Origin of the sequence: Membranihabitans marinus, assembly GCF_021729155.1 — a bacterium.
Lineage (GTDB): Bacteria > Bacteroidota > Bacteroidia > Chitinophagales > Saprospiraceae > Membranihabitans > Membranihabitans marinus.
Genome location: NZ_JAJQYA010000050.1, coordinates 1 through 22,139, shown reverse-complemented (window position 1 = coordinate 22,139; position 22,139 = coordinate 1). Strand labels below are relative to the sequence as shown.

The following is a 22,139-nucleotide window of genomic DNA, read 5'->3' as shown; positions in this document are numbered from 1 at the left end:
TTTTGTTATCATTACAACATCTTTCAAAGTGGCACCATTTGACCGAAATAGGTGGCACAGTCCCTCCGAAATAACCAGTATGATAATATCTAGATCCATTGAAGGAATTTTTAAAAACTCTGGACCTGTTATGCCATTGTGATAATAGAATATTACACCATTTCGTGACGAAATCCACCATCCTAAACCGTACTTTGTTTGGTTTCCATTATTTAACTTGATTTTACTAAACATTTTTGCTTGTAAATCTGATTTGAGCAATTTATTAGTTCTTATTGACTCATTCCATTTTATCATATCGGCTGTACTTGAATATAAGCCTTGGCCACCTCCAATATCTTCTTGTCCAACTCGCCATATTTTTACTATTTCATTATTTTTTAAAGTATAACCACTAGCTTGATTTGATATTACTTTTATTTGATCTTCAAAATAAGTGGATGTCATTCCAAGCGGTTTAAAAATTCGCTCTTTAAAAAAATCCCTATGATCCTGTTGTGTAATTTTTTCAATAATTAGTACTGCCAAAAAATATCCAGTATTATGATATCTAAATTGTGAACCAGGATTTGCAAAAACAGAATCTTCCTTAGCTGAATTCCACATCATTTCTCTCGTGACGTGTTTTGGCCAACCATTTGCCTTAAGACTTTTCCATTCTAAATCCTGGGGTGCTAACCCTGCTGTATGTGATAGCAATTGATTCAAGGTTAAAAATTTCCATTTATCAGGTAGGTGCTCAAGATAATTCTCTATGGGTTTATCTAAATTGATCAAGCCATCCTGAACTAACAAGAGAATTCCAGTAGCAATAAATTGCTTTGTAATAGAGGCTAGTTCATATATAGTTTCTCTTTTCGCTGGTACTTGATGTTCAATGACAGAATAACCATAAGCACCTTCATGTATTACTTTTCCATTTTGAATAATTGCAATTGATAATCCAGGAATTTGTTTTTCAGCCATCTCACCTTTAATAAATGAATCAATTGCATTGGAGTTTTGTCCAAAACTAGCAATGGACAATAGATGTAAGAAAAGGCTTAGAATAATATTTTTGGGTTTAAAAATCATTTATTGATTATTAATATATAGACTATAACGGTTTGTATATGGTGCGTAGCCATCCCGAAGGATGACTATGCAATATATACCGTGTTGTGCCTCGTTTTTATTTTAATTCATTCAGTTGTAAATAGGGGAGTTGCAGAGTCAGGTTCTGTTTTCGGTTTATTAATTTTCAACATAACTGGCATTGGGAAATCAACACCCATTAATATTGCCTCTCCAGCACCTAAGATTGGTAAAAAATCAAGAGTATTTCTATTTGCAGATGAACTTGCATTTGCAACAGATTCCTTATCAAAGTGGTTTATTAGCCTATGAACAATAAATGTCCCAATTTGACTAAGAGTTCCAACTGGAATATCACGTGGCATTTGAGTTGCAATTGTTAAGAAAAGACCATGCTTTCTGCATTCCTTAGCGATTGAATCAAATGAATTCAATTGTGTAAGTTCAAAGTATTCATCTTTGACTGCTTTATTCAGATATTGATGTGCTTCATCAACAAATAGAACTAGAGGATTATTTTTAAAATCTCCTTTTCTAGCCTTTTCTAGCAAAAATTTTCCTATCGAATTAGCTACAATTTCACGTGCTTGAAAATCAAAACCAACTTTTTCAAATCCAATTCTAAGAAGTCCCTTGTCACTGTTTAAAAAAGCGCTGATGGCATTTGTTAGTTCATTTGCATCAACTTTCTCTTTATTAAATCCAAAGACTTCATCAAATAATGGATTGTTGATTAAATTTTGTACTCGCAGTATTAGGCTTACACAATTATTTAAATGATTATCATTTCTGCGCCCCCAAATTTTGTTGTCATTAAAATCAGTATCAAAAACACATTCTTTTGTTATTTGAAAAGCGAGTGATTTTATATCAAAGTTAGAATCAGTACCTTCAATTTCAGTCATATATTTGCTATAGATTCGATTAAAAGGCTTGTGCTTTTTTTCAGCTTTTACAATATTTCCATCTCTCACATGTATTATTCCTGACTGGTCACCTCCATATGAAATAGAATATCCCTCTTCAATTTTTGTAATTGAATCATCAGTTTCTAATTTTTCTTCTAGAATTTTTAAAACCTTCAACGATTTAATAGCCTCCATTAATTTGGGGGCTTGAACTTGACCAGAAGGCCTTAACAATACAAATAAATCACCAATCGTGAGATTTGAGTAATGAAAGAAGGAGCTATCTGATAATTTTATCGGTGTATAGGATGAAGGTTTTGAATCATGCGTGTGATATTCTCCAGTGGCATCTATTATTATGGCTTTACCATTATTAGAGATAATTCCTTCTAATAATTTACTAACTGTAAAACTTTTACCTCCCCCTGTAGTGCCCACAACTGCACAATGTCTTCCGAATAGGGCTTGTTGAGAAATTTCAATAGAAGCGGACTTGTCATAAGTCAATGTTCCCAATTCAAAAACAGGACTAGTTTCAGAAGCTTTCTCTTTAACTCCAAATTTCCGAAAATAACCTTTAATAAAATCAGAAGAGCAAACAAAGACTTTTGCTCCAATTACAGGTAATGAGTTTAAGCCCTTTTCAACTTTTGAGGGTTCGAATAAATCAAATGATAATAAAATTTCAATTTTACCTATTGGATGAAAATCTTTATTCTTGAATGATTTTTCACTTAATTCTAATCGTTCTTTTTCTGGCAATGAAAGTTCTAATATTTTACCTAAGAATCCGTATTGTTCACCTTCAATAACAACAAAATTCCCAACCAATCCACCGTTAAGTCTTTCTCCTTTAAATGTGAAAGATTGCAATAAAGTTGAAGATGGAAAGTGAACTTTGACATATTGAGCCATAACTTGATTTACATAACCAATGAAATAACTGTGTTCAAAAGGGTTTCTATTCTCCATCTGTATCAGTTAGGTTAACAGTTATTTTTTTGAATTCATCCTGAGTATAAGATTTTAGTATCGGGTAGTTAAAAGCAAAATCAGAAAACAACTCGTCTGTTAAGACAATATTTGAATGCTTTTTAGCCAGATTTAATAACCATTTAAAATTATTAGTCGTATCAATACCCTTATTGACAACCATGAGTTGAAACCCGGAGTTTTGCTCTAAAGCTTCTTGTATTGCCGTTACTATATGTTTGTCATTAAAACTAAATCCAATACAGATTAGTAGAACATTATCCTTCCTAAGGTTCTGCTGAAATCGAGACATCATCTCAAAAAATGGTTGCTCATAAGAGCTTTCATATTTACTATCTTTAGGATAAATCATTAGAGCTTTGTCAACTACATCAGATTGTTTGATTCCTTCTTTTGTTTTTTCCCAATCTATTGAACCATGTGGTTTGTATAAATGAAATACACGATTTATGAAATTGTCCTCTTCCTTTAATCTACTCTTGTCTCTTAATACAACATCATAATCGAAGTTACGACCGCTAAAATACCTTGGAAACGAAAAAGAGAATCCGTCAATAATGGTGAAGTTGCCTTTTCTGCCAGCTTGTTCAAACAAAGTATCATAATTAAGAGTGAAAATCTTAGCTCTTGGAAGGGTAACTTTTCTTCTAGTTATTTTTTCAATAAAGGAATGGTGTGGAGCGTCCGTTGTAATTTTCAAATCACACTTTTCTTTTATTATTTTTTGGATTTCATCAATTGTCTTAGCAATGTTTACATCATTGGTTGAAGAAACGAAATCCTTGGCAGCATTGGCAACAGAAAGCAGTTTCTCTAAATTTTTTGTGTATTGGTCACCCTCTTTATCGGTGTATTTAACTAATTGACAAAAGGAATCAAGTTTAGCTGCTGTCAATTTTTTTTCCGCATCATCCCATAATTGAGTTAATAAACGTCCTGTTTTTCCATCTTCTCCTACGCCAACTGATGACCCCGCCCCTGTTAAGACAACTAGGTTTTCAAATTGTCTGCTTAGAAATTTTTGATATTTATTTCTTTTAGTTTTTTGAGCGAATTCATTTTTATCAGCTGTGTCATCTTCTGCAAACTTGTGAATTTTTCCGTCTATAAAAACCTTTTCAACAGATCTTCCATCTACTGTTTTTTCAATTGCTACCGAACTACTTCCATTGATATAAATAAATTCCATTAGCTTTTATTTTTTGGATTGGTTTGTGTTATTGGATTCTTCGATTCTAAGAGCTTTTCAATTTGAATTTCCATTTTGAAGAACATCTTGATATTCCTCATAAATTGCTCGTAGAATTGAGTCATCTTCTCTTTCAGTTTGTTTCCATAATTTCAATTTTAATTGAAGTGACCTAAGATGATTCCTTGTTTCACCATAATTAATCCAAAGTTGTTTGTGGTTATAGAAACCATCCCAAGCAGCTAGAAATGTGGTTGTTCCACTAAGGATTAAGGTGGCTATTTTGGCGATAAAACTTAAGTTTTCAGGAATGTCATTTGCGATTGCAACTAGAATGATTATTGCAGCTGAGGCAATTGCAATTCCGATATAATTATTAAATGACTTCTTTTTATTCTCTCTGCTCCAAGTTGAAGTTTTATCAGCTATGGTTGATATTTCCTCTACAAGAATTTCATATTTTGATTTGGTTTCTTCCATTTGGTTCTTTTAATGAGGCACAACGGTTTATGTATGGTTAGTTGTGGTTTGGCGATTGTTGCGTCAAAGGTTTTCATTTTGCTAAACAATACCTACTTACGTTCTCTAAACGCGTTGCAACAATTGCTGAGCACAAGCATCATAGCTTATTCTATTTTTTAAAAGTAATGAATTTTTATTTCTACTAAAATAGTCACAATTAATTATACACCGTGTTGTGCGTTCGGTTTTTTTTTAATTCACTTTAGTTTATTGGAATAACTACTCGGTCTTTAACCTTTAAAGACCATTGAACTTGCCATGTTTTTCCATCTATTTGGTCAAGCAGTAAAAAATTCCATGTGTTTTGAGTCGGATAAAGTTTAAACCTATCGTCTACTTGCTTTTCCTTTTCCACAAGAGGATAATAATTTAAGTTGGTTTCAAAACGATCACTTCCTTCCACGTCAAATTGTACTTGCCACATTTGACCAGTTCTGGTATTTAATTTAATAAAATTCCACATATTCTTTGTTGGATAAAGACGATAGGTAACTGCTTAAGTATAAATATCAGAATTTGTGCTTTCTTGTAATTCAGATTGTGAAAAAGAAATTGTCGTCGTTAATGAAATGATTAGAATTAGAATAATTTTTTTCATTTGAGAAGATATTTATTTTACGGTTCTTTACTTCATAAGTTAAGGTTTGTCAGCTGACGCACAACGGTTAGTGTATGAAAAGTAGGCGATTTCGAAGCACCAAACTTTCGGTTAAGTACGAAGTTTGATACGAGCGAAAAGCCTTGATTTTATTACTGTTTCGCCTATTTTATATATACATTGTTAGCTGCTGCCTTTTATTCATTTTTCAATTGTGTTAGGTCTGTCAATTTCTCTCCGTCATATTTCCATAGATTACCTTTTCTACCGCCAAACCAAATATTTCCTTTTTTGTCTTCTATGATTGTCCTTATCGAAATTCCTGATAATTTGTCTAAATATTTGAAATTTCCATTTTCAAAATAGCAAAGAGCTTCTCTGTCGCTACCTAACCAAATTATTCCGTCTGAACTTTGGAATATAACGGCAACATTATTACTGCACAAACCATTACTTTCATTAAAGTTTCTAAAGTTTTTTCCGTCAAACTTATCCAATCCACCATTTCGATTTCCATTTGTTCCTATCCAAATATTACCTTCTTGGTCTTGATAGAGATAGCGCACCATATTATCACTTAATCCACTTCCCGTTTTGAACTCTTGGAATGTTTCGCCATCGTATTTCGTTATTCCACCATTACTCATTGAAGCAAACCAAATGTTTCCATTTTTGTCTTGTATAATGCTTTGAATTACATTGTGATGAAAACTATCTTCATATTTCCTACCTTTCTCTGCCAATATGTTTTGAAATGTTGTTCCATCATATTTGTAAGCACCACCACCTGAAGTTCCAATCCAAAATATACCATTATTGTCTTGGATTAGTGAATTTGCTTGGTTTGGGTTTACTGTTGGGTAAATGTTTTGATACCATTCACTACTTACATCAATATAAGGAAGTGAAATTTGAGTAAACTTTTTACCGTCATAATTGCACAAGCCTTTATTAGTTGCTAACCAAATTATTCCTTTGTCATCTTCAATGATGTCCCATATTTGGTTAGTACAAAGTCCATTTTTTTCGTTAAAGTTCGAAAATTTCTCTCCGTCATATTTATAAAGTCCTTCGGTTGATGTCCCAAACCATAAGTCTCCATTTTTGTCTATTAAACTGCTTGTAACAATGTCAGCACTCGTATAAGCATTAGGTTCTTTTATTTCAACAGTTTTCCGTTTCTGTCCGTAACAAGAAAAAAATAGAAGTAAAGTTATTGATGAAATTAGAAAGTTCATTATTCTCTTTTTGTTGTTTTAGGTTGCAGCTAACGGTTAGTATATGAGTAGGAGAGGCGATTACACCTCTCTTACTTCATATACAGGGTTGTCAGGAGTATCTATTGTTTTGATTTTAAATTTCTGTCTATCACCAATGTCAATAGAACACCTAAAATACCAATCAACGCGTAAATCAAATAATTACTAGATCCTAAAAATTTAGGGTCGATTAGAAACAGTATTATAAAAAGTACTATTCCAATAGTCAAGAAAGATATTGGCTTCATTTTATTGTTTTTTATATTCTAAAATAGTATCTATTCGACTACTGACTAGCTCCACCAATCACTGAACCTACAGCTGCTGAAGTTGCTGCTGATACAGTAATAGCAACATTTGTCCCAGGTATTGCTGCAGCCGTTATTGATCCAGATATTCCTAAACTAGTAAAATAACTTGCTAGTCCAGTTGCATCTCCTTAGGCTGCTCTTTTCCAACTCCACTTGTTCTTTTTACTGGAATCTTCATCCCTGTACAAGTAACTTACAAAGTGACTTGAATAATTTACCCCCGACATCCGTTGGAGTCATAGTGAAAAGGTATTTCTGGCAACTTCCGCAGAAGAAATTATTACCTCCTTTTCAAAGGAACTTAAAGTTTCATCTTCTAATGTTAATTCTACATAGTTACCGATTTTTTCGTTAATCTGATCAGTTGAATTGGCTTCTTCCATCAAAACAAATAAATCTTCAACAGAAATGGCAATATTATCATTTGTTTCAGAACCAAATACGGCATAAAAATTATAGTTATTTTATTTCAGTTTAGTACATCACTCATCCAGATTTCAATATCATTCTCTAAGTTTTGATCGTTCCTATTTAACGATGGAAGGGATGAAGCATAAACTTTTGAAATTGTTTGTTTGATTTCCTGATTTAAACATTCTTCACAACTTAAACCAGTATTTTTCGCAATTTCAAGCATTAACTCATTATGCATTACGCCAATTTCCTTCATTTCTGCTAAAGACAGTCCAAATCCTTCTTCTAAATATTCTTCTGGTAAAAGAACTTCCTCCTTCTCACATCCCTAAAATACAGTAAAACAGCATAGTATTAACAATATGAATAACTTCTTCATTTGTCTTAAAATTAAAAAATTAATATTAGATATAGTAATCTGATATTGACAAAATACTTGTCTTAACCTCTTTTTTAGGACGGGTCATGTCGCGCTGTCAGATCTATAAAATTACTGAAGGTACTTGACGCAGACAGTTAGCTATGAGTGAGTCACTCTGGGATATGGCCCTTTTCTATTTTTTGCAAAAGAGAATATTTGTCTTGCCACCGCTGTCTTTCAGTTCAGTTTTATATTTCTGACAACGGTCGAGTATATGAGTAGTAGCGGATTTTATGCACTTACTGTTCGGTTAGACACAAAGATAGCTAAAAAGCAGAACTTCGCTTTTAGCACTTCACCCGCTATTGCTTATACACATTGTTAGCGGTAGTATTTTTTCAATTAAATGATGCCCTGAATTGCAAGGGTGTTTGTTGTGTGTTTTTTTTAAACATAGTACTGAATGATTGAGGGTATTCAAACCCCAAATCATAAGCAATTTCCTTTATGCTTAAATTAGTTGTGGAAAGCAGTTCTTTCGCTCTTTCAACTATTGATTCTTGAATATGGGTTTGCGCATTTCTACCGGTAGTATTTTTAAGTAAATCACTCAAATAATTGGGAGAGATATTGAGTTTTTCTGCATAATAGTTGACCGTTGGAACACCAGATAGTGTAGCATCACTTTTTAGGTAGGCATCCATTAATTCTTCCATTTTTACTACAATGTCATTATTAACAGAACTTCGCGTCAAAAACTGCCTATTGTGAAAACGCTTTGCATAATTGAGAAGCAAGTTAATGTGCGATACTATTACATCCTGACTATAATGGTCAATGTTATTTTTTAGTTCATCTTGTATTTGATGCATCAAGGACATAATGATATGGTCTTCCTTTTCAGAAAGATGAAGTGCTTCTGCGGTGGAATAGGAGAAGAATCCATAATTCCCAATAACCTTACCTAATTCATAATGCCGTACAAGGTCAGGTTTAAAAACCATCATATATCCTGACACGGGCTCATCCGCAGGGTTCGTGACAGAAAAGATTTGACCAGGCTTGGTAAAACCCATTATTCCTTCATCAAAATCATAATAACCTTGTCCGTACCGAAAATTGCCCGAAGCCTCTTTTTTAATAGCTACGCAATAGAAATCATAATAAAAGCTTCTCCAAATTTCATTGGAATCGAATTTCAAATGCTCAAAATCAATCACGCTTATCAAAGGATGAATTGGTTTTGGCAAATTGAATAATCTATGAAGTTCAGATATTGACTCAATTTTATATGGAGCAGCTTTTTTCATACTATTTTTGTTCAAAATCAGTTGATAAAGATAAGGCTTTCCATTGTTTTATTTCTTCCTTTTCATTTTTACGAACTTTTAGAATAGCATTATAGCTATCAGAACCTAATGGAAGATGCAATGGAGGGTTCGGCATTTCTGCGAGTTGAAGTACTACCTCTGCTAATTTTTTAGGATCACCTAATTGTTTGCCGTCAAATCCCGTAAACTGTTCAACCTGTTTATCCAAATTATAGGCGTCAATTTTATTTTTCGCAACATTCAGACTGTCCTCTTTCATAAACTTTGTACGAAATGTTCCCGGTGCAAGGATAGTTACTTTTATGCTAAAAGGAGAGACTTCTTGAGCAAGTGCTTCTGATATTCCAATAACCGCATATTTAGACGCACTATAGCTTCCGTGGGCGGGATAACTCATATAACCCATCATAGATGCCGTATTGATAATATGCCCCGATTTTTGCTTGCGTAGGTGTGGCAAAACATTTCTGATGATATGGGTCATTGCAAAAACATTAACGTCCATTGTTTTTCGAAACTCGGCATCACTTATTTCTTCGATATTACCCAACAGGTTATACCCTGCATTATTGACCACAACATCTATTTGTCCAAATTCATCTATGCCTTTTGAAATCGCATTTTCAACCTCTTTTTCATTGGTGATGTCTAGCTTTATTGGAAGCAAATTCCCCTCATATTCATCAATTTTTTCTATAAGCGTGTCGGTATTTCGAGAAGTTGCAATGACTTTATCTCCATTTCTCAAAACTGCTTTTGTAATTTCAAGCCCCATACCTTTAGAGGCTCCTGTGATAAACCAAATTTTTTGTGTATCCATATTTTTTTTTTACAAAATTACTGGGTACATCAAAGAATAAAGTTTTCAAATCAAGGATAAACGTATTAAAATTCAATATTACAATTGATTTTTGTCTTATTACCCCTAACGGTTAGTATATGGCATGTAGGGCTGTAGAAAGCGATAAACCTTCAAGTTTGCATTGAGCCAAAACATTGTATTATGTTTTTAATTTTTTCATCTTAAAAGCCAAATTTATTTTACATTTCCCTAGCGGGTAATCAAAAGATTTGGCGGTGTTGGTAAATAGCACTGAACTTTCATTAACCATGAACGCCCTATTTGCTATATACAGTGTTACCCACAGGCTTTATTTTTAATAATCTTGGACTAAGACTTCAGTTGGAATATGTAGTTTAGCGTTCAATTTTCTAATCATAGATAAAGTCAGTTTTCGTTTTTTATTTAGTATTTCACTTACTCTGCTTTTATATCCCACAACTTCTGCTAAATCTTTTTGATTCATTCCCATTTGTTCCATTCGAAACTTAATTGCCTCGATTGGGTCGGGCATTCCGATTGGAAAATTATTATTTTCGTATCTGTCAATCAAAATCGAAAGGATTTCCAATTCGTCTCCTTCTTCCGTTCCTTTTTTTGCATCAAAAATATCCTCAAGTCTGCCGAGTGCTATTTGATAGTCTTTTTCGTTTCTAATCGGTAATATTTTCATAATCAGATGTTATTTGCGTCAATTTTATCATATTCTGCGTGAGTTCCAATAAACCTTATCCAGCATATTCCGTATTCAAAGTTAAATTTTACAATCAATCGATAATTATTACCTTTAATGTTGTAAACAATTCGATTGTCTTTTAAAATACTCGCATTTGGATATTCATTCTTTAAATCGTTAATGTTTTTCCATTCGGATTTTTCGATTTCTCTATACCATGATTTTAATTGCTCTTCACAATCGGCGTGTTTTTCCCAAAAATCTCGTAAAGTTCGTTTCGCTATTACTCGCACATTATAGTTGTTTGACGTAAATATACAAAAAAGTTACCAATTTGGTAACTATCTCGATTTTTTTAGCTTGTGCACGACGTGTTTATATATGGTTTGTTGCGTGTTTTAAGCAACTAATTTAGTAAATAAAAACCGAATAGAAAATCCGCGAGGATTTTCGTAAGTAGGCTAGAACTAACAATAAATTATATACGGTGTTAGGCATAGTGCTTATCTGTTTTTTTCAATCATATTATCAATTTTCGTTTCTTTTTCAATGAATGGATTCCAGGTTTTAGGAATAAAATCAGTAAGTCTATTTCTGTTAAATTTTGATAGTCCTTTAATTGTCCAGAAGAATTCTTCTATATCAGTTAAATCATTCGGTTTATCAATTTCCCATTGCACTAATCTTCCGTTTATTTCTATAAAATCGCGAATTAAATCCTGAATTCGATTCTGTCGAGCCTGACAAGATTTCAATTCCGATATCTTGCTCGTTTTTGGTTAAATAATATGCGTATGAACCACCTTCTTGCTTTATTCTTTTAATACGAGAATCTCCATTTCTAATAAAATCTCCCAAAAGTGCCGAAATTGTTGCAGGTGGTGTTTTGGCTGAACCAAAGTCATAATAACCATTTTTTACAATGTGGTCGTGAACTTCCATATAGTTTGTCAGTCCGTTTATGTCGTCAAGACTTTTTAAAATGGCTTCTTTTATTGTCATATTTTAAATTTCATTTTCGGGTTTTTTCACATTAGCCACAACGGTTTGCATATGGCTTGTGACGGCTCCGAATCACTTTCCTGTCCACCGAAACCAAATTTGGCAACGGACCGAAAACCTTGCTGGTAGCCGTTCACCAACCATAAGCTATATGCGTTGTTGTGCGTTCGGTTTTCTTTTATTCCAATAGTTCAGCTTGCCAATATTCATAGCTTTTAATTTCTCCATTGTCTATTTTAAAATCATAAGTTATTCGGTTTGCTTTAGAAATTTTAAAGTCAATTTTATATTTAAATAGTTCTCCATCATAAGAGAATGTATGATACTCACCATTTTCTCCGCATAAGTCAACTTCGTCTGGCAACGATTTAACAAAGTCGTGGTTTATTTCCCTCCCGATAAATGTCTGATCTAATTTGTCCGCCTGTGTTACGATTACTTTTGTCTTAATGCCCGATTTTAAAAAGTCGTTCATTAGTTCTTCAGACGATATGCCCCAAAGAGGTTCAACTACTTTAATTCCTAATGGATTGAACTTGCTTTCACGATACGATTTTACATCTGTTAAAAAAATATCGCCAAAAATAAAATGAGTAACCCCTTGATTTTTAAAATGGGTGATTGCTTCGATCATTCCTTCTTCATAGTTTTTTGTGTCCTTTGAAAGTGGTACAGTGTAAAGTGGAAGTCCAATGCTGTCAGATTGTTTTAATAACAGATTTAAAGGAATAGTGTGAATTGAAGATGTCAGCGTTTCTGAGTTGATTGTGGTCAATAGTGAAACAACTTCAAATTGGTTTTCTTGTAGTATTTTTTGTAGAGCTAAGGCAGAATCTTTTCCACCACTCCAACTAAATACTGCTTTTTTTCTTTTTGTCATAATTTCTATTCTTGTGTTGTTTTTTACTGACGCACAACGTGTTTGTGTTTGATTAATGGCGTGTTTTAAGCACTTAATTTAACAAATAAAAACCGAATAGAAAATCCGCGAGGATTTTCGTAAGTAGGCGAGAACGAGCAATTACTTATAGCCATTGTTGGGCAAAGTTTATTATTCAACTTTTATTTTCGGGTCGTTTTTCCGTCTACGTTTATTTTTATTCTGATACTTTCGTCTTTGTTTAGCAATTTCATAAAGCACAATTCCAGATGAAGTCCCTAAATTCAGGCTCTCAATAATTCCAAACATCTCAATTTGAATACACGCTTCGCTGTTTTCAACTGCTAAATCACTAATTCCACGTGACTCATTTCCAAACCAAACTGAAAGTCTTTTTAGGGTGAAATTTCCCTCGTGTAAAATAACGTTTGTCTTTCCTTTTATGTGCGGTGAAGTCACCACTGAAGTAAATCTATTTTTATTCAGATGGTCGATACATTCTTGTGTACTCCTAAATGTTTTTACAAAACTCCATTTAATCGCTGAAACAGAAGACTTAATCAATAAACGTCTTTCTCTCATATCTTGCCAATCGTCAGGAAGTCGTCCTTGACTATCCACAACATAAAGTTTTTCAACTCCGAGAGCATTGATATTCCGAATTACAGTTCCGATATTTTTAATCATATTCGGCTCTGCAAGAACTGCAATCAGATTTTTACATCTCTGTTCTTTTATTTTGTCCGCTCTTTTTCTTAAAGAACTTTTTTCTTTTATTTCAATTTCTTTGCTCATTTCTCAAATTATGCCCAACGGTAAGTATATGAGTAGGAGAGGCGATTACGCCTCTCTTACTTCATATACAGGGTTGCCAGGTGTATCTATTGTTTTGATTTTAAATTTCTGTCTATCACCAATGTCAATAGAACACCTAAAATACCAATCAACGCGTAAATCAAATAATTACTAGATCCTAAAAATTTAGGGTCGATTAGAAACAGTATTATAAAAAGTACTATTCCAATAGTCAAGAAATATATTGGCTTCATTTTATTGTTTTTTATATTCTAAACTAGTATCTATTCGACTACTGACTAGCTCCACCAATCACTGAACCTACAGCTGCTGAAGTTGCTGCTAATACAGCAATAGCAACATTTGTCCCAGGTATTGCTGCAGCCGTTATTGATCCAGCTATTCCTAAGCTATTAAAATAACTTGCTAGTCCAGCTACATCTCCTTTGGCCGCTCCTTTCCGACTCCACTTGTTCTTTTTACTGGAATCTTCATCCCTGTTCAAGTAACTTACAAAGTGACTTGAATAATTTACCCCCGACATCCGTTGGAGTCATAGTGCAAAGGTATTTCTGGCAACTTCCGCAGAAGAAATTATTACCTCCTTTTCAAAGGAACTTAAAGTTTCATCTTCTATTGTTAATTCGACATAGTTATCGATTTTTTCGTGAATCTGATCAATTGAATGGGATGCTTCCATCAAAACAAATAAATCTTCAACAGAAATGGCAATATTATCATTTGTTTCAGAACCAAATACGGCATAAAAATTATAGTTATTTTATTTCAGTTTAGTAGCATCACTCATCCAGATTTCAATATCATTCTCTAAGTTTTGATCGTACCTATTTAACGATGGAAGGGTTGAAGCATAAACTTTTGAAATTGTTTGTTTGATTTCCCGATTTTTACATTCTTCACAACTTAAAACAGTATTTTTCGCAATTTCAAGCATTAACTCTTTATGCATTACGCCAATTTCCTTCATTTCTGCTAAAGACAGTCCAAATCCTTCTTCTAAATATTCTTCTGGTAAAAGAACTTCCTCCTTCTCACATCACATAAAATACAGTAAAACAGCATAGTATTAACAAAATGAATAACTTCTTCATTTGTAATAAAATTAAAGAGTTAACATCAGATATAGTAATCTGATGGTGACAAAATACTTGTCTTAACCTCTTTTTTAGGACGGGTCATGTCCCGCTGTCAGATCTATAAAATTACTGAAGGTACTTGACACAGACAGTTAGCTATGAGTGAGTCACTCTGGGATATGGCCCTTTTCTATTTTTTGCAAAAAGGAGTTTTTGTCGTGCCACCGCTGTCTTTCAGTTCAGTTTTATATTTCTGACAACGGTCTAGTATAAGAATAGTAGCCGATTGCGGGCTTCATTCCTGTCAAATTACAGTAAGGTTGAAGCGGGCTATAACTCTTGAATTTACTACTATTTCGGCTATTATTATACACTGTTGTGTGTAGTTTTTATTATGCCTATATTCTGACAAATTCCAAGCCCTTGAATTTTAAGGACTCCACAGTGTTGCCTGTGATTGTAAATTCTATCAATTGTTTGCTCCCAGGACCACTAAAGTCAACTTCCAGTGTATTTATCTCATTGCCATAATATGCTTTGGAGCTAAGTAATCCCATGCTCATATACATTATGTCATTCTCTGTAGTTATAGACAAATCACCAAATCCTTCGTTCGAATATTGACCTTCGTATTGAGAAAGGTTGAGTGTTAACGAGGGTTTTCTATCAGCTCTTTCAGATACAGAATTTGCATACGACTTATTCATCTTATTGATTCTTTTGCCGAAATTTTCAACTTGCTCTAAATAGACGTCACTTGATTCCAAGGAATCCAGATAGTAATCAAATGTGTAGGACGTTAGAAGATCAGCGATATTGTCTCCAAAGAAGGATTCGTTCGCAAAAACAGCTACGCCAATTTTCTTATCAGGCATAAAGGAAATTTTAGCTGAATTACCGAGGAAACCTCCATTATGGTATAAAACATTTTGATCTTTGTACTTAGAAATATGCCATCCTAATCCATACCCAACTTCTGTAAAGATGGCGCCCTTTTTATTTACTTCTGAATACAAAGTATGAACTCGCTCCAACATATCTGGATCGTATATATAATTACCTTTATATTTGCCATTCTCAATGTTGAAAATCAGCCAATTACCAGTGTCTTCAATTGATGCATATAGCCCGCCTGCAGCTTGCATGGTTTTTTCATCTTTTCTTGAATTAGCTCGAACAGGTTGGGTTGAATCACCAATACAAATGTAGGGTTGAGCAGGCTGTTGTTTTTGGCTCATTGCCTTAGTATAATAAGCTGTAGTTGCTTTCATTTCCAGAGGACTAAATATTTTTTCCTCTAACAATTCTTTCCAGTCCAAACCTAATTCTTCTTGAAGTATTAAGTCGAAAATATTGTACCCTAGATTATCGTATTTAAAACTTTTATCGTTCGATAAGTCAGACGTATAATTTTCGAGGATATCAATAAGCTGTTGAGGTTCGTACTGGCCTGAAACTGCATTTCGCCAAACTAAATAGCCATTGCTTAATCCTGAGCTATGTGAAAGCAGCTCTCTTAGAGTAATTCCATTGAAGAGAGTTTTGTCATCAAAGCTTTTAATCGGCTTATAGGCGGTAATAGATGCGTCAAGATCAAGGACATTGTCATCATGAAGTATTTGTGCTAAGGTTCCAGTAAATGACTTTGTCGTTGATGCAATATAGTAAGGTGTTGATTGGGTTACTTCTATCTCATTCTCTGCATCTGCAAACCCATAAGTTCCTATGTGAACAATTTCATCACCTTTGACTATAATAATTGAAAGACTGGGAATGCCCTTAATTCGATCTAGTGCATAGTGAGATAAATCATCTATGCCATTCTTCAGATCGTTGTAATTATTACAGCTAATCAGTAATAATAAAAACCCAATAAGTATTATTAATTTTTCCGTTTTCATAGAGAGATTTCAATTACACACAACGGTCTGGTATAAGAATAGTAGCGGGTTTACACGCACCAACTTTTCGGTTAAACACAGACCTTTTTTGTATTCATTTACTTTTGTTTTAGCTATCAAATCGCTATTATTTTTATACATTTTTACCTGCTGGTTTTCCATTTTTGATTTAACATATTATTCAATAAATCAAAGTAATTCCATCCGATTTTTCTGGCAGAAAGTAAAGTCAGACTATCTTGGTTATTTCTATGAGTTCTAGATGGTCCAGTCATATTCGGTTTCATATTTAGGTCAAATAAAAAGTATTTTCCTTGATCATTTGCCCTGCAATCTATTCTAATCGGTGCTTTTATTCCAATTAGTTCGGCTGATTTGACACAATGCCCATACGCTTCTTGAATTTCAGTTGTCTGTAGCTCATCATCGCTCAAAATCTCACTATTTTCCATCACAGCTACTATTCCGTTGTAAGGTGCGATTCCGTCATTATGATTAAATCGTTTGACCGCAGGTAAGCACCAAGGTCTATAAAAATATTCCTCGTTGTTATTAATCACATAATTTCCTGGAGGCATTACTGTAATTGTAATTTCCTGTCCGTTTAAATATTGTTCAACATAAACTGCGTTTCCGTAACTTTTTTCTGAAAAAATCTTGGTTAAATTTTCTATGAGTTCATTGCGATTGTCAATTTTAGTAACGCCTTGACTTCCTCTTCCTCTAATGGGTTTAAGAACCAATGGAAACTCCAATTCAAGGGATAAACTTTTGTAATTTTCAATTGTGATAAGCTCGTTTTTTGGAATGGGAATATTATTAGATTTCAATAAACTATTAGTATACATTTTATCATCATATAGATCAACCATTTCAGGTGTTTGTCCAACTATTTCCAATTCTTTGTCAAGATAGCTTTCTATGGTATGGTGTTGATATAGAACTGTATTTAACCAAAAGATTTTTGCACCTTTTTGTAATGCCAGCTCAATCCCCTTTATTGTATCAGGAAAAACCCAATCCTTATCATTGTTTTGATTTGGATTTTTAACAGGTGTAACTACATCAATATTGTTTTTCAATAATTCAAATGCAATATCTGCTCCGCTGTCAGAATAACCTCCTGGCTTCATAGGTTTTTGTACTCCATCCTTTACGGGTGGAAGTTGAGCTTGGTACAATATTGCTATTTTGTTCATTTCGTTCTGTTTTGCTTGCAGGTAACGGTCTAGTGTATGATTTCGTTGCGTGTTTGAACACTAAAGTTAGCAAATAAATCACAGATAGAAAGTCCTCGAGGACTTTCGTAAGTAGGCTATAAACAGCAATTAATTTTATACGGTGTTGGCAACTGGCTTTATTCAGTCGTAAATTCTAATTATTTCGCCATTTCCTTTTCCGTTTACACTTCTTACATATCCGTTAATTACTTTTTTCATTGGTATTGGATTATGTCCTGGGAAATAGTTTTTGTATTTTTCATAAGCATCTTCCACCATTCCAGAAGATACAACATTTACTCTAATTCCGTTTTCAATTTCAAGCGCAACAGCTTGTACAAAACTATGAATTCCGCCGTTTACCATTGCAGCAATTGTAGTTTTTACAACTGGGTCATCTGGCAAAATTTCTGTAGATAAAGCAATTTGGCGTCCACTTTACCAATCTTTTCAAACATTGATTTTATCGAACTACTATCAGCAATATCAACAATCACCTCTCCATTGGTACGTCCAGCGATTTAAATTTCGTTCTTTTCTTTAAAATGTGAAACAACGGTTTTTCCTATTGTTCCGTTTCTTCCAATTATTTAAATTTTTATTGTTTTAATTTTTAACTTAAACATTGAGTTTTGTTATAATTTTCTTTTTTATTTCTTGATTTGTAAATGGTTAATGTTGCAATGACGCTCCAAAGTAAATTGGTTACAAATGGAGGAATAGCATTGTAGTAATAACAGTTTATGGCTATTAAAAGACCTCCAAGCAAGTTTAAATACTTTCCATAGTCCAAATATTTTTTGTTTTCGATGAGGGTTAGGGCATAGGCAAGGATTATCAATCCGGAACCTGACCAACCTAAAATGTCAATTAATAATTTCATAGTTTGATATATTTAGAAATGTAGATATATGGTATCAAATTTTTTTTAGGTTAGAAAATCTGCAAATTGTTTAATGGTCTCTTCGTTCCTTTTTAAGTAAGACCATTTACCGTGTCTTGTTGATATTAAAAGTCCGCATTTTTCCATATTAGTCAAATATGTTGAAATTGTTGATTGAGATAATCCTGCTTTTTCTTGAATATAGGTAACGCAAACACCATCATTAAAATGTTTTAATGTTTCGTGTGGTGGAAAGTGTTTTTCTGGTTCTTTCAGCCATTCCAAAATCTGAAACCTTGTTTGGTTTGATAAACATTTTCCTATCTCAGTTGCTGTTTTTAAATTCATACCGCCAACATATTGATAATTCTCCATATATAAAAATGAATTGGAATTTTTCTTTGAAGTTTGATGTTTTTTAGCTTGTTGCCAAAATTGAGTATATGCAAAGTAGGCGATTACGGGCTATAAACTTATCAAGCCGTAACAAAGTTGAAACGGGCTACAACCGTTGAAATTACTACCATATCGCCTATTTTGTATATACATTGTTACCTGCTGGCATTTTTTGATATTAGGCCTATCATTTACTCTTATATAAAATAATCCCGACCCACTTTAGCTATGTTAGATATTATTTTTTCGTTGGCTTTGGATAGTTTTCCTTATAAAATTTTATATTTGCAACACAGTTGCATTTAGTATTTAAAGAATTTTAAGCAATTTATGCTATTGATATAGGGGCTTAAAAAATAAAAATTATAAACAATAAATAATATTCAAAAAATGAAAACAATATTAAAAAACCTCTTATTAATAATCCCTTTGATATGCTTGCTATTTTCTTCCTGTGAAAGAGACGATCTAGAACCATTATCACCGACCATTGACAACGTGGAGGTTGGTCTCAGCAATAATGAAATAGGTGTTATTGGCCGTGACTTTCACTTCAACGCAGAAATATTAGCGGGCGAAAAAATTGACCTTGTACAAATAAAAATTGAGCCTAAAGATGGAGAAACCTATGATAGCCCCTGGAGTTTTGAAATGAGCTGGGACAAATTTAAGGGCGTTAAAAATGCCACTGTACACGAACACTTTAACATTCCTGATGAAGCTGTAGAAGGCGTTTATGACTTTATTATTGTAGTTAGTGATGAAAACGGTGCCGTTTTAGAAGAGATAAGGTCTATCACTATATATCTTCCTGATAACCTGCCGGTTGATCCAATCTTGTCTATTATATCTACATATGATACAAAAACTAGCAGAAGTATTTATAAGTATTCTGGGGGACAGGTATTTGGAGATCCGGATTACACGCTTTATATGGACGATCTTCCTAGAGCAAATTTCTTTGTGGCAGGTATAAAAGGAGAAGGACAATTTTATGTGGTGCTTATTAAAAAGGAGCTTAATCATAAGCCAGAGTCTATCGATGCCATAGATTATTCTAAAACCATCATTTGGGATATTGAAAAGCACACAGGTGTAGAGGAGGCTCAAGACCTCGCTAATATAAATTTTGACACCGAAGCATATCCAGACTTCTTAATAGGAGCGGAGTTTGATAATAATGAACCCACACCAAACCCAATTTCCGGTTTAAAGGCATGGGAAGCGGGACAATATTATCTAGGATTTCTTTATGAAAACACGAGCTATAACATGAGCCTCTTTCATTATACAGAGGTTACATTAGAAATGTAAGAAATTATAATACCAGTGTCAGGTGTTAAACACTTGGCACTGCTTAATTGAGTATTTAAATTAAAATTGAAAACAATAAGTCTTCTTTAGATTCAGTCACAAAAACACTTATCGTAAAATATTTACCAGTTGGTAAAAACACAATTCAATTTTATTATTGCTTGCAGGTAACGGTTAGGTGTAAATGCCGAAGCAGTTTTTTGCACTGCACTCTGATAATATATTAAAAATTCGGTTTCGCACAAACTTTCAAAAAAATGCCTAATGCCGCTATTGCATTTACACTGTGTTGGCAACGGTTTTTATTATTTCAGGTTACAGTTTAATATTTAAATCTTGTCTACCGACAATTGCCATAATTTCTACAATATCTGGATATTCCGGTGATACTGACCCACCAATCCCGTGATATTGCCCCACCTGTGTAGTTGTTGGTTTTTAGGTGGCTGTTATACTGACAAAATTACTTTATTTTCCTTAAACTTTCTCCTTTCAATTGAATTCTATGGGAAGTATGGACTAATCGATCCAATATAGCGTCAGCAATGGTTGCTTCCCCAATAATTTCGAACCAGCTAGCAACAGGGAGCTGACTGATTATAATGGTTGAATGACGTGCATGCCGATCTTCGATGATTTCCATTAAGTCCAATTGCTGCTGCTTTTCAAGATGAGTTAAACCAAAATCATCCAAAATCAGCAGATCAGTTTTCGCTATATTCATGAAGAAAGACAAAACAGTTCCTTCAAGCCTTGTAATCTTTAGCTTTTGCGTGAGCTTTTGCATATTGAAGTAAGCTGTTTTGTAGCCTTGGGCACATGCTTGATGACCGAGTGCTGAAGCGATAAAGCTTTTTCCACAGCCAGTGGCTCCAGTAATGATAACAGATTCTCCATTTTTGAGATAAGTACCAGTGGCAAGAGATGCCAATAGGGTTTTATCTATTCCTCGTGATGAGTCCAGATTAAGTTCATCGATTGAAGCCTGGTAGCGGAACCTAGCATTCTTAGTTAGCCGTTCAAAACGACGTTGTTCACGGTCTAATTTCTCTGCATGGAGCAATATCTCCAATCCTTCGCTTAAGGTGAGGTCTTGATGTTGGCGTGTCTCGACTAAAGATTCCCAGCTGCGACTCATACCCCGCAATCGCAGTTCATTGAATTTTGATGTAATTGGTGTCATCATAATTTATGTTTATAAGTGTTTATGAATAATATCTTTCTCCTCTAATGTTGTCATGATTCGGCAAGCTTCTTTTTTGTGCTTCTTCAGGTTGATCCATGACTTTGTTTTTGATTAGTTTTAGGATAAATCCGTAGCTATATATTTTGTGCGTGATCGCAAGTTTGCACGCTTTTTTAAACAACTCTTTGTCTGTTTTGCGATATAAACAAAGCATGCCATCGCAGGTTCTGTAGAGTTGTTCTGGTGGTCGGTTTTGTTTGAATAAAAGCTGGGTAAAATCATGTAATTCCACACAGCACTGACTGGCACGACGAATATAATAGCCTGGACTGCGTTTCTGATATTGTTGGTGTGTGGAACAAAGATGATCCTTGACCGTAGTATATGCATTACTGGTTCGATTTCTGCGATGTGTCGCCACGCATACCCTATCGATATAGATACGCACCATTGAACGGGTGTATATTACCTTAGCTTGTTGACCGATATAGACGTAGGGGACACTGTAGAAGTGATTGTCTTGCCCCAGCAGCACATGATTATTTTGTTGCACCTTATATGTTTTGTAATATTTAATTTCAAAAATCTGGTCTGGTAGTGGGTTGAGGAGATGTTTTTCATAAGCCATAAATTTCTCTTCACGGCAATAGGGCTTATTTTGCATCCGAGTTTGGTTGTGATCCAACATTTTTTCACTGATCGCTTGATTCAACTCGGCTAAACTAAAAAACTGTTGGTTGCGGATTTTTGCGTATACCCGGCTATAAACCAACTTGACATGATTTTCAACCAATGCTTTGTCTTTGGGTTTGGCCGGTCTTGTCGGGATCACTGTAGTACCATAGTGCTTTGCAAAGTCTTCTAAAGCAACATTGATTTTTGGTTCGTATAAGTCGGTCTTTATGACTGCACTCTTGAGATTGTCAGGTACTAATACTTGTGGTACTCCTCCCAAAAATTGTAGACATCGTCCCAAAGCGTATAAAAA

At 34.0% G+C, this 22,139-nt stretch carries 23 protein-coding genes and 1 pseudogene; 1 reads left to right on the top strand and 23 read right to left on the bottom strand.

What is annotated here, in order from left to right; genetic code table 11:
• The 21 genes and pseudogenes from LVD51_RS18955 to LVD51_RS18855 all read right to left on the bottom strand — a co-directional run.
• Window positions 1-1,074: serine hydrolase domain-containing protein (locus tag LVD51_RS18955; protein WP_236972949.1), on the bottom strand; the 1,074-nt coding region annotated here is incomplete at its 3' end.
• 107 nt (window positions 1,075-1,181) lie between these two features.
• The gene (locus tag LVD51_RS18950; protein ID WP_236972948.1) at window positions 1,182-2,954 is read right to left on the bottom strand and encodes an ATP-binding protein; all 1,773 of its coding nucleotides are present in this window, start codon (window positions 2,952-2,954) and stop codon (window positions 1,182-1,184) included.
• Window positions 2,944-4,164, bottom strand: coding sequence for an SIR2 family protein (locus LVD51_RS18945; RefSeq protein ID WP_236972947.1), 1,221 nt, complete (start codon window positions 4,162-4,164; stop codon window positions 2,944-2,946). The genes LVD51_RS18950 and LVD51_RS18945 overlap by 11 nt, the downstream gene beginning before the upstream one ends.
• Window positions 4,165-4,221: 57 nt before the next feature.
• Window positions 4,222-4,644 carry a DUF4231 domain-containing protein gene (locus LVD51_RS18940; protein WP_236972946.1) on the bottom strand — a complete coding sequence of 141 codons (423 nt, stop codon included), beginning with the start codon at window positions 4,642-4,644 and terminating at the stop codon, window positions 4,222-4,224.
• A 244-nt stretch (window positions 4,645-4,888) separates the two neighbouring features.
• The gene (locus tag LVD51_RS18935) at window positions 4,889-5,149 is read right to left on the bottom strand and encodes a hypothetical protein (protein ID WP_236972945.1); all 261 of its coding nucleotides are present in this window, start codon (window positions 5,147-5,149) and stop codon (window positions 4,889-4,891) included.
• Window positions 5,150-5,481: 332 nt separating this feature from the next.
• Window positions 5,482-6,522 carry a ligand-binding sensor domain-containing protein gene (locus LVD51_RS18930; RefSeq protein WP_236972944.1) on the bottom strand — a complete coding sequence of 347 codons (1,041 nt, stop codon included), beginning with the start codon at window positions 6,520-6,522 and terminating at the stop codon, window positions 5,482-5,484.
• A 568-nt stretch (window positions 6,523-7,090) separates the two neighbouring features.
• Complete coding sequence (locus LVD51_RS18925; RefSeq protein WP_236972943.1) at window positions 7,091-7,237, bottom strand: hypothetical protein; 147 nt, start codon at window positions 7,235-7,237, stop codon at window positions 7,091-7,093.
• A gap of 790 nt (window positions 7,238-8,027) precedes the next feature.
• Window positions 8,028-8,939, bottom strand: coding sequence for a helix-turn-helix domain-containing protein (locus LVD51_RS18920; protein WP_236972942.1), 912 nt, complete (start codon window positions 8,937-8,939; stop codon window positions 8,028-8,030).
• A 1-nt stretch (window position 8,940) separates the two neighbouring features.
• Entirely contained in the window at window positions 8,941-9,780 is an 840-nt protein-coding gene (locus tag LVD51_RS18915; protein WP_236972941.1) for an SDR family NAD(P)-dependent oxidoreductase, read from the bottom strand.
• 337 nt (window positions 9,781-10,117) lie between these two features.
• A complete protein-coding gene (locus tag LVD51_RS18910) occupies window positions 10,118-10,474 on the bottom strand; it encodes a helix-turn-helix domain-containing protein (RefSeq protein ID WP_236972940.1) in 357 nt (118 codons plus the stop codon).
• 2 nt (window positions 10,475-10,476) lie between these two features.
• Window positions 10,477-10,770, bottom strand: coding sequence for a type II toxin-antitoxin system HigB family toxin (locus LVD51_RS18905; protein WP_236972939.1), 294 nt, complete (start codon window positions 10,768-10,770; stop codon window positions 10,477-10,479).
• Between the two features lie 370 nt (window positions 10,771-11,140).
• Window positions 11,141-11,479: a winged helix-turn-helix domain-containing protein gene (locus tag LVD51_RS18900; protein ID WP_236972938.1), complete on the bottom strand. Its 339-nt coding sequence runs from the start codon at window positions 11,477-11,479 to the stop codon at window positions 11,141-11,143.
• Window positions 11,480-11,657: 178 nt separating this feature from the next.
• Complete coding sequence (locus LVD51_RS18895) at window positions 11,658-12,359, bottom strand: adenine nucleotide alpha hydrolase (RefSeq protein ID WP_236972937.1); 702 nt, start codon at window positions 12,357-12,359, stop codon at window positions 11,658-11,660.
• A 171-nt stretch (window positions 12,360-12,530) separates the two neighbouring features.
• A complete protein-coding gene (locus LVD51_RS18890) occupies window positions 12,531-13,154 on the bottom strand; it encodes a TrmH family RNA methyltransferase (RefSeq protein ID WP_236972936.1) in 624 nt (207 codons plus the stop codon).
• Window positions 13,155-13,446: 292 nt separating this feature from the next.
• Window positions 13,447-13,698 (bottom strand): hypothetical protein, encoded by a 252-nt coding sequence (locus tag LVD51_RS18885; RefSeq protein WP_236972935.1) that lies wholly within the window; start codon window positions 13,696-13,698, stop codon window positions 13,447-13,449.
• A gap of 237 nt (window positions 13,699-13,935) precedes the next feature.
• Window positions 13,936-14,124: a hypothetical protein gene (locus LVD51_RS18880; RefSeq protein ID WP_236972934.1), complete on the bottom strand. Its 189-nt coding sequence runs from the start codon at window positions 14,122-14,124 to the stop codon at window positions 13,936-13,938.
• Between the two features lie 525 nt (window positions 14,125-14,649).
• Window positions 14,650-16,152, bottom strand: a complete 1,503-nt coding sequence (locus LVD51_RS18875; protein ID WP_236972933.1) for a serine hydrolase domain-containing protein — start codon at window positions 16,150-16,152, stop codon at window positions 14,650-14,652.
• Window positions 16,153-16,295: 143 nt separating this feature from the next.
• Window positions 16,296-17,351, bottom strand: coding sequence for an ATP-grasp domain-containing protein (locus tag LVD51_RS18870; protein ID WP_236972932.1), 1,056 nt, complete (start codon window positions 17,349-17,351; stop codon window positions 16,296-16,298).
• A gap of 162 nt (window positions 17,352-17,513) precedes the next feature.
• Window positions 17,514-17,962: pseudogene (locus LVD51_RS20275) on the bottom strand (short chain dehydrogenase).
• Window positions 17,963-17,985: 23 nt separating this feature from the next.
• Window positions 17,986-18,255: a CBU_0592 family membrane protein gene (locus tag LVD51_RS18860; protein WP_236972930.1), complete on the bottom strand. Its 270-nt coding sequence runs from the start codon at window positions 18,253-18,255 to the stop codon at window positions 17,986-17,988.
• Window positions 18,256-18,300: 45 nt separating this feature from the next.
• Window positions 18,301-18,603: an ArsR/SmtB family transcription factor gene (locus LVD51_RS18855; RefSeq protein WP_394803193.1), complete on the bottom strand. Its 303-nt coding sequence runs from the start codon at window positions 18,601-18,603 to the stop codon at window positions 18,301-18,303.
• Between the two features lie 438 nt (window positions 18,604-19,041).
• Here LVD51_RS18855 and LVD51_RS18850 point away from each other — a divergent pair, with 438 nt between their 5' ends.
• Window positions 19,042-19,965: a DUF4625 domain-containing protein gene (locus LVD51_RS18850; protein WP_236972928.1), complete on the top strand. Its 924-nt coding sequence runs from the start codon at window positions 19,042-19,044 to the stop codon at window positions 19,963-19,965.
• A gap of 463 nt (window positions 19,966-20,428) precedes the next feature.
• Here LVD51_RS18850 and istB read toward each other — a convergent pair whose 3' ends face one another.
• Entirely contained in the window at window positions 20,429-21,151 is a 723-nt protein-coding gene (istB, locus tag LVD51_RS18845) for an IS21-like element helper ATPase IstB (RefSeq protein ID WP_236972927.1), read from the bottom strand.
• A gap of 19 nt (window positions 21,152-21,170) precedes the next feature.
• On the bottom strand, window positions 21,171-22,139 hold a 969-nt coding region (locus LVD51_RS18840), incomplete at its 5' end, for a Mu transposase domain-containing protein (RefSeq protein ID WP_449566877.1).

What these genes read in the sequence shown, in the direction of transcription:
- LVD51_RS18920 (WP_236972942.1), bottom strand. Translation starts at nt 8,939, where the DNA reads ATGAAAAAAGCTGCTCCATATAAAATTGAGTCAATATCTGAACTTCAT.
- LVD51_RS18930 (WP_236972944.1), bottom strand. Translation starts at nt 6,522, where the DNA reads ATGAACTTTCTAATTTCATCAATAACTTTACTTCTATTTTTTTCTTGT.
- LVD51_RS18870 (WP_236972932.1), bottom strand. Translation starts at nt 17,351, where the DNA reads ATGAACAAAATAGCAATATTGTACCAAGCTCAACTTCCACCCGTAAAG.
- LVD51_RS18875 (WP_236972933.1), bottom strand. Translation starts at nt 16,152, where the DNA reads ATGAAAACGGAAAAATTAATAATACTTATTGGGTTTTTATTATTACTG.
- LVD51_RS18850 (WP_236972928.1), top strand. Translation starts at nt 19,042, where the DNA reads ATGAAAACAATATTAAAAAACCTCTTATTAATAATCCCTTTGATATGC.
- LVD51_RS18945 (WP_236972947.1), bottom strand. Translation starts at nt 4,164, where the DNA reads ATGGAATTTATTTATATCAATGGAAGTAGTTCGGTAGCAATTGAAAAA.
- LVD51_RS18935 (WP_236972945.1), bottom strand. Translation starts at nt 5,149, where the DNA reads ATGTGGAATTTTATTAAATTAAATACCAGAACTGGTCAAATGTGGCAA.
- LVD51_RS18890 (WP_236972936.1), bottom strand. Translation starts at nt 13,154, where the DNA reads ATGAGCAAAGAAATTGAAATAAAAGAAAAAAGTTCTTTAAGAAAAAGA.
- LVD51_RS18950 (WP_236972948.1), bottom strand. Translation starts at nt 2,954, where the DNA reads ATGGAGAATAGAAACCCTTTTGAACACAGTTATTTCATTGGTTATGTA.
- LVD51_RS18860 (WP_236972930.1), bottom strand. Translation starts at nt 18,255, where the DNA reads ATGAAATTATTAATTGACATTTTAGGTTGGTCAGGTTCCGGATTGATA.
- LVD51_RS18915 (WP_236972941.1), bottom strand. Translation starts at nt 9,780, where the DNA reads ATGGATACACAAAAAATTTGGTTTATCACAGGAGCCTCTAAAGGTATG.
- LVD51_RS18895 (WP_236972937.1), bottom strand. Translation starts at nt 12,359, where the DNA reads ATGACAAAAAGAAAAAAAGCAGTATTTAGTTGGAGTGGTGGAAAAGAT.
- LVD51_RS18910 (WP_236972940.1), bottom strand. Translation starts at nt 10,474, where the DNA reads ATGAAAATATTACCGATTAGAAACGAAAAAGACTATCAAATAGCACTC.
- LVD51_RS18900 (WP_236972938.1), bottom strand. Translation starts at nt 11,479, where the DNA reads ATGACAATAAAAGAAGCCATTTTAAAAAGTCTTGACGACATAAACGGA.
- LVD51_RS18855 (WP_394803193.1), bottom strand. Translation starts at nt 18,603, where the DNA reads ATGAATTTAAAAACAGCAACTGAGATAGGAAAATGTTTATCAAACCAA.
- LVD51_RS18885 (WP_236972935.1), bottom strand. Translation starts at nt 13,698, where the DNA reads ATGTCGGGGGTAAATTATTCAAGTCACTTTGTAAGTTACTTGAACAGG.
- LVD51_RS18880 (WP_236972934.1), bottom strand. Translation starts at nt 14,124, where the DNA reads ATGCATAAAGAGTTAATGCTTGAAATTGCGAAAAATACTGTTTTAAGT.
- LVD51_RS18925 (WP_236972943.1), bottom strand. Translation starts at nt 7,237, where the DNA reads ATGGAAGAAGCCAATTCAACTGATCAGATTAACGAAAAAATCGGTAAC.
- istB (WP_236972927.1), bottom strand. Translation starts at nt 21,151, where the DNA reads ATGATGACACCAATTACATCAAAATTCAATGAACTGCGATTGCGGGGT.
- LVD51_RS18940 (WP_236972946.1), bottom strand. Translation starts at nt 4,644, where the DNA reads ATGGAAGAAACCAAATCAAAATATGAAATTCTTGTAGAGGAAATATCA.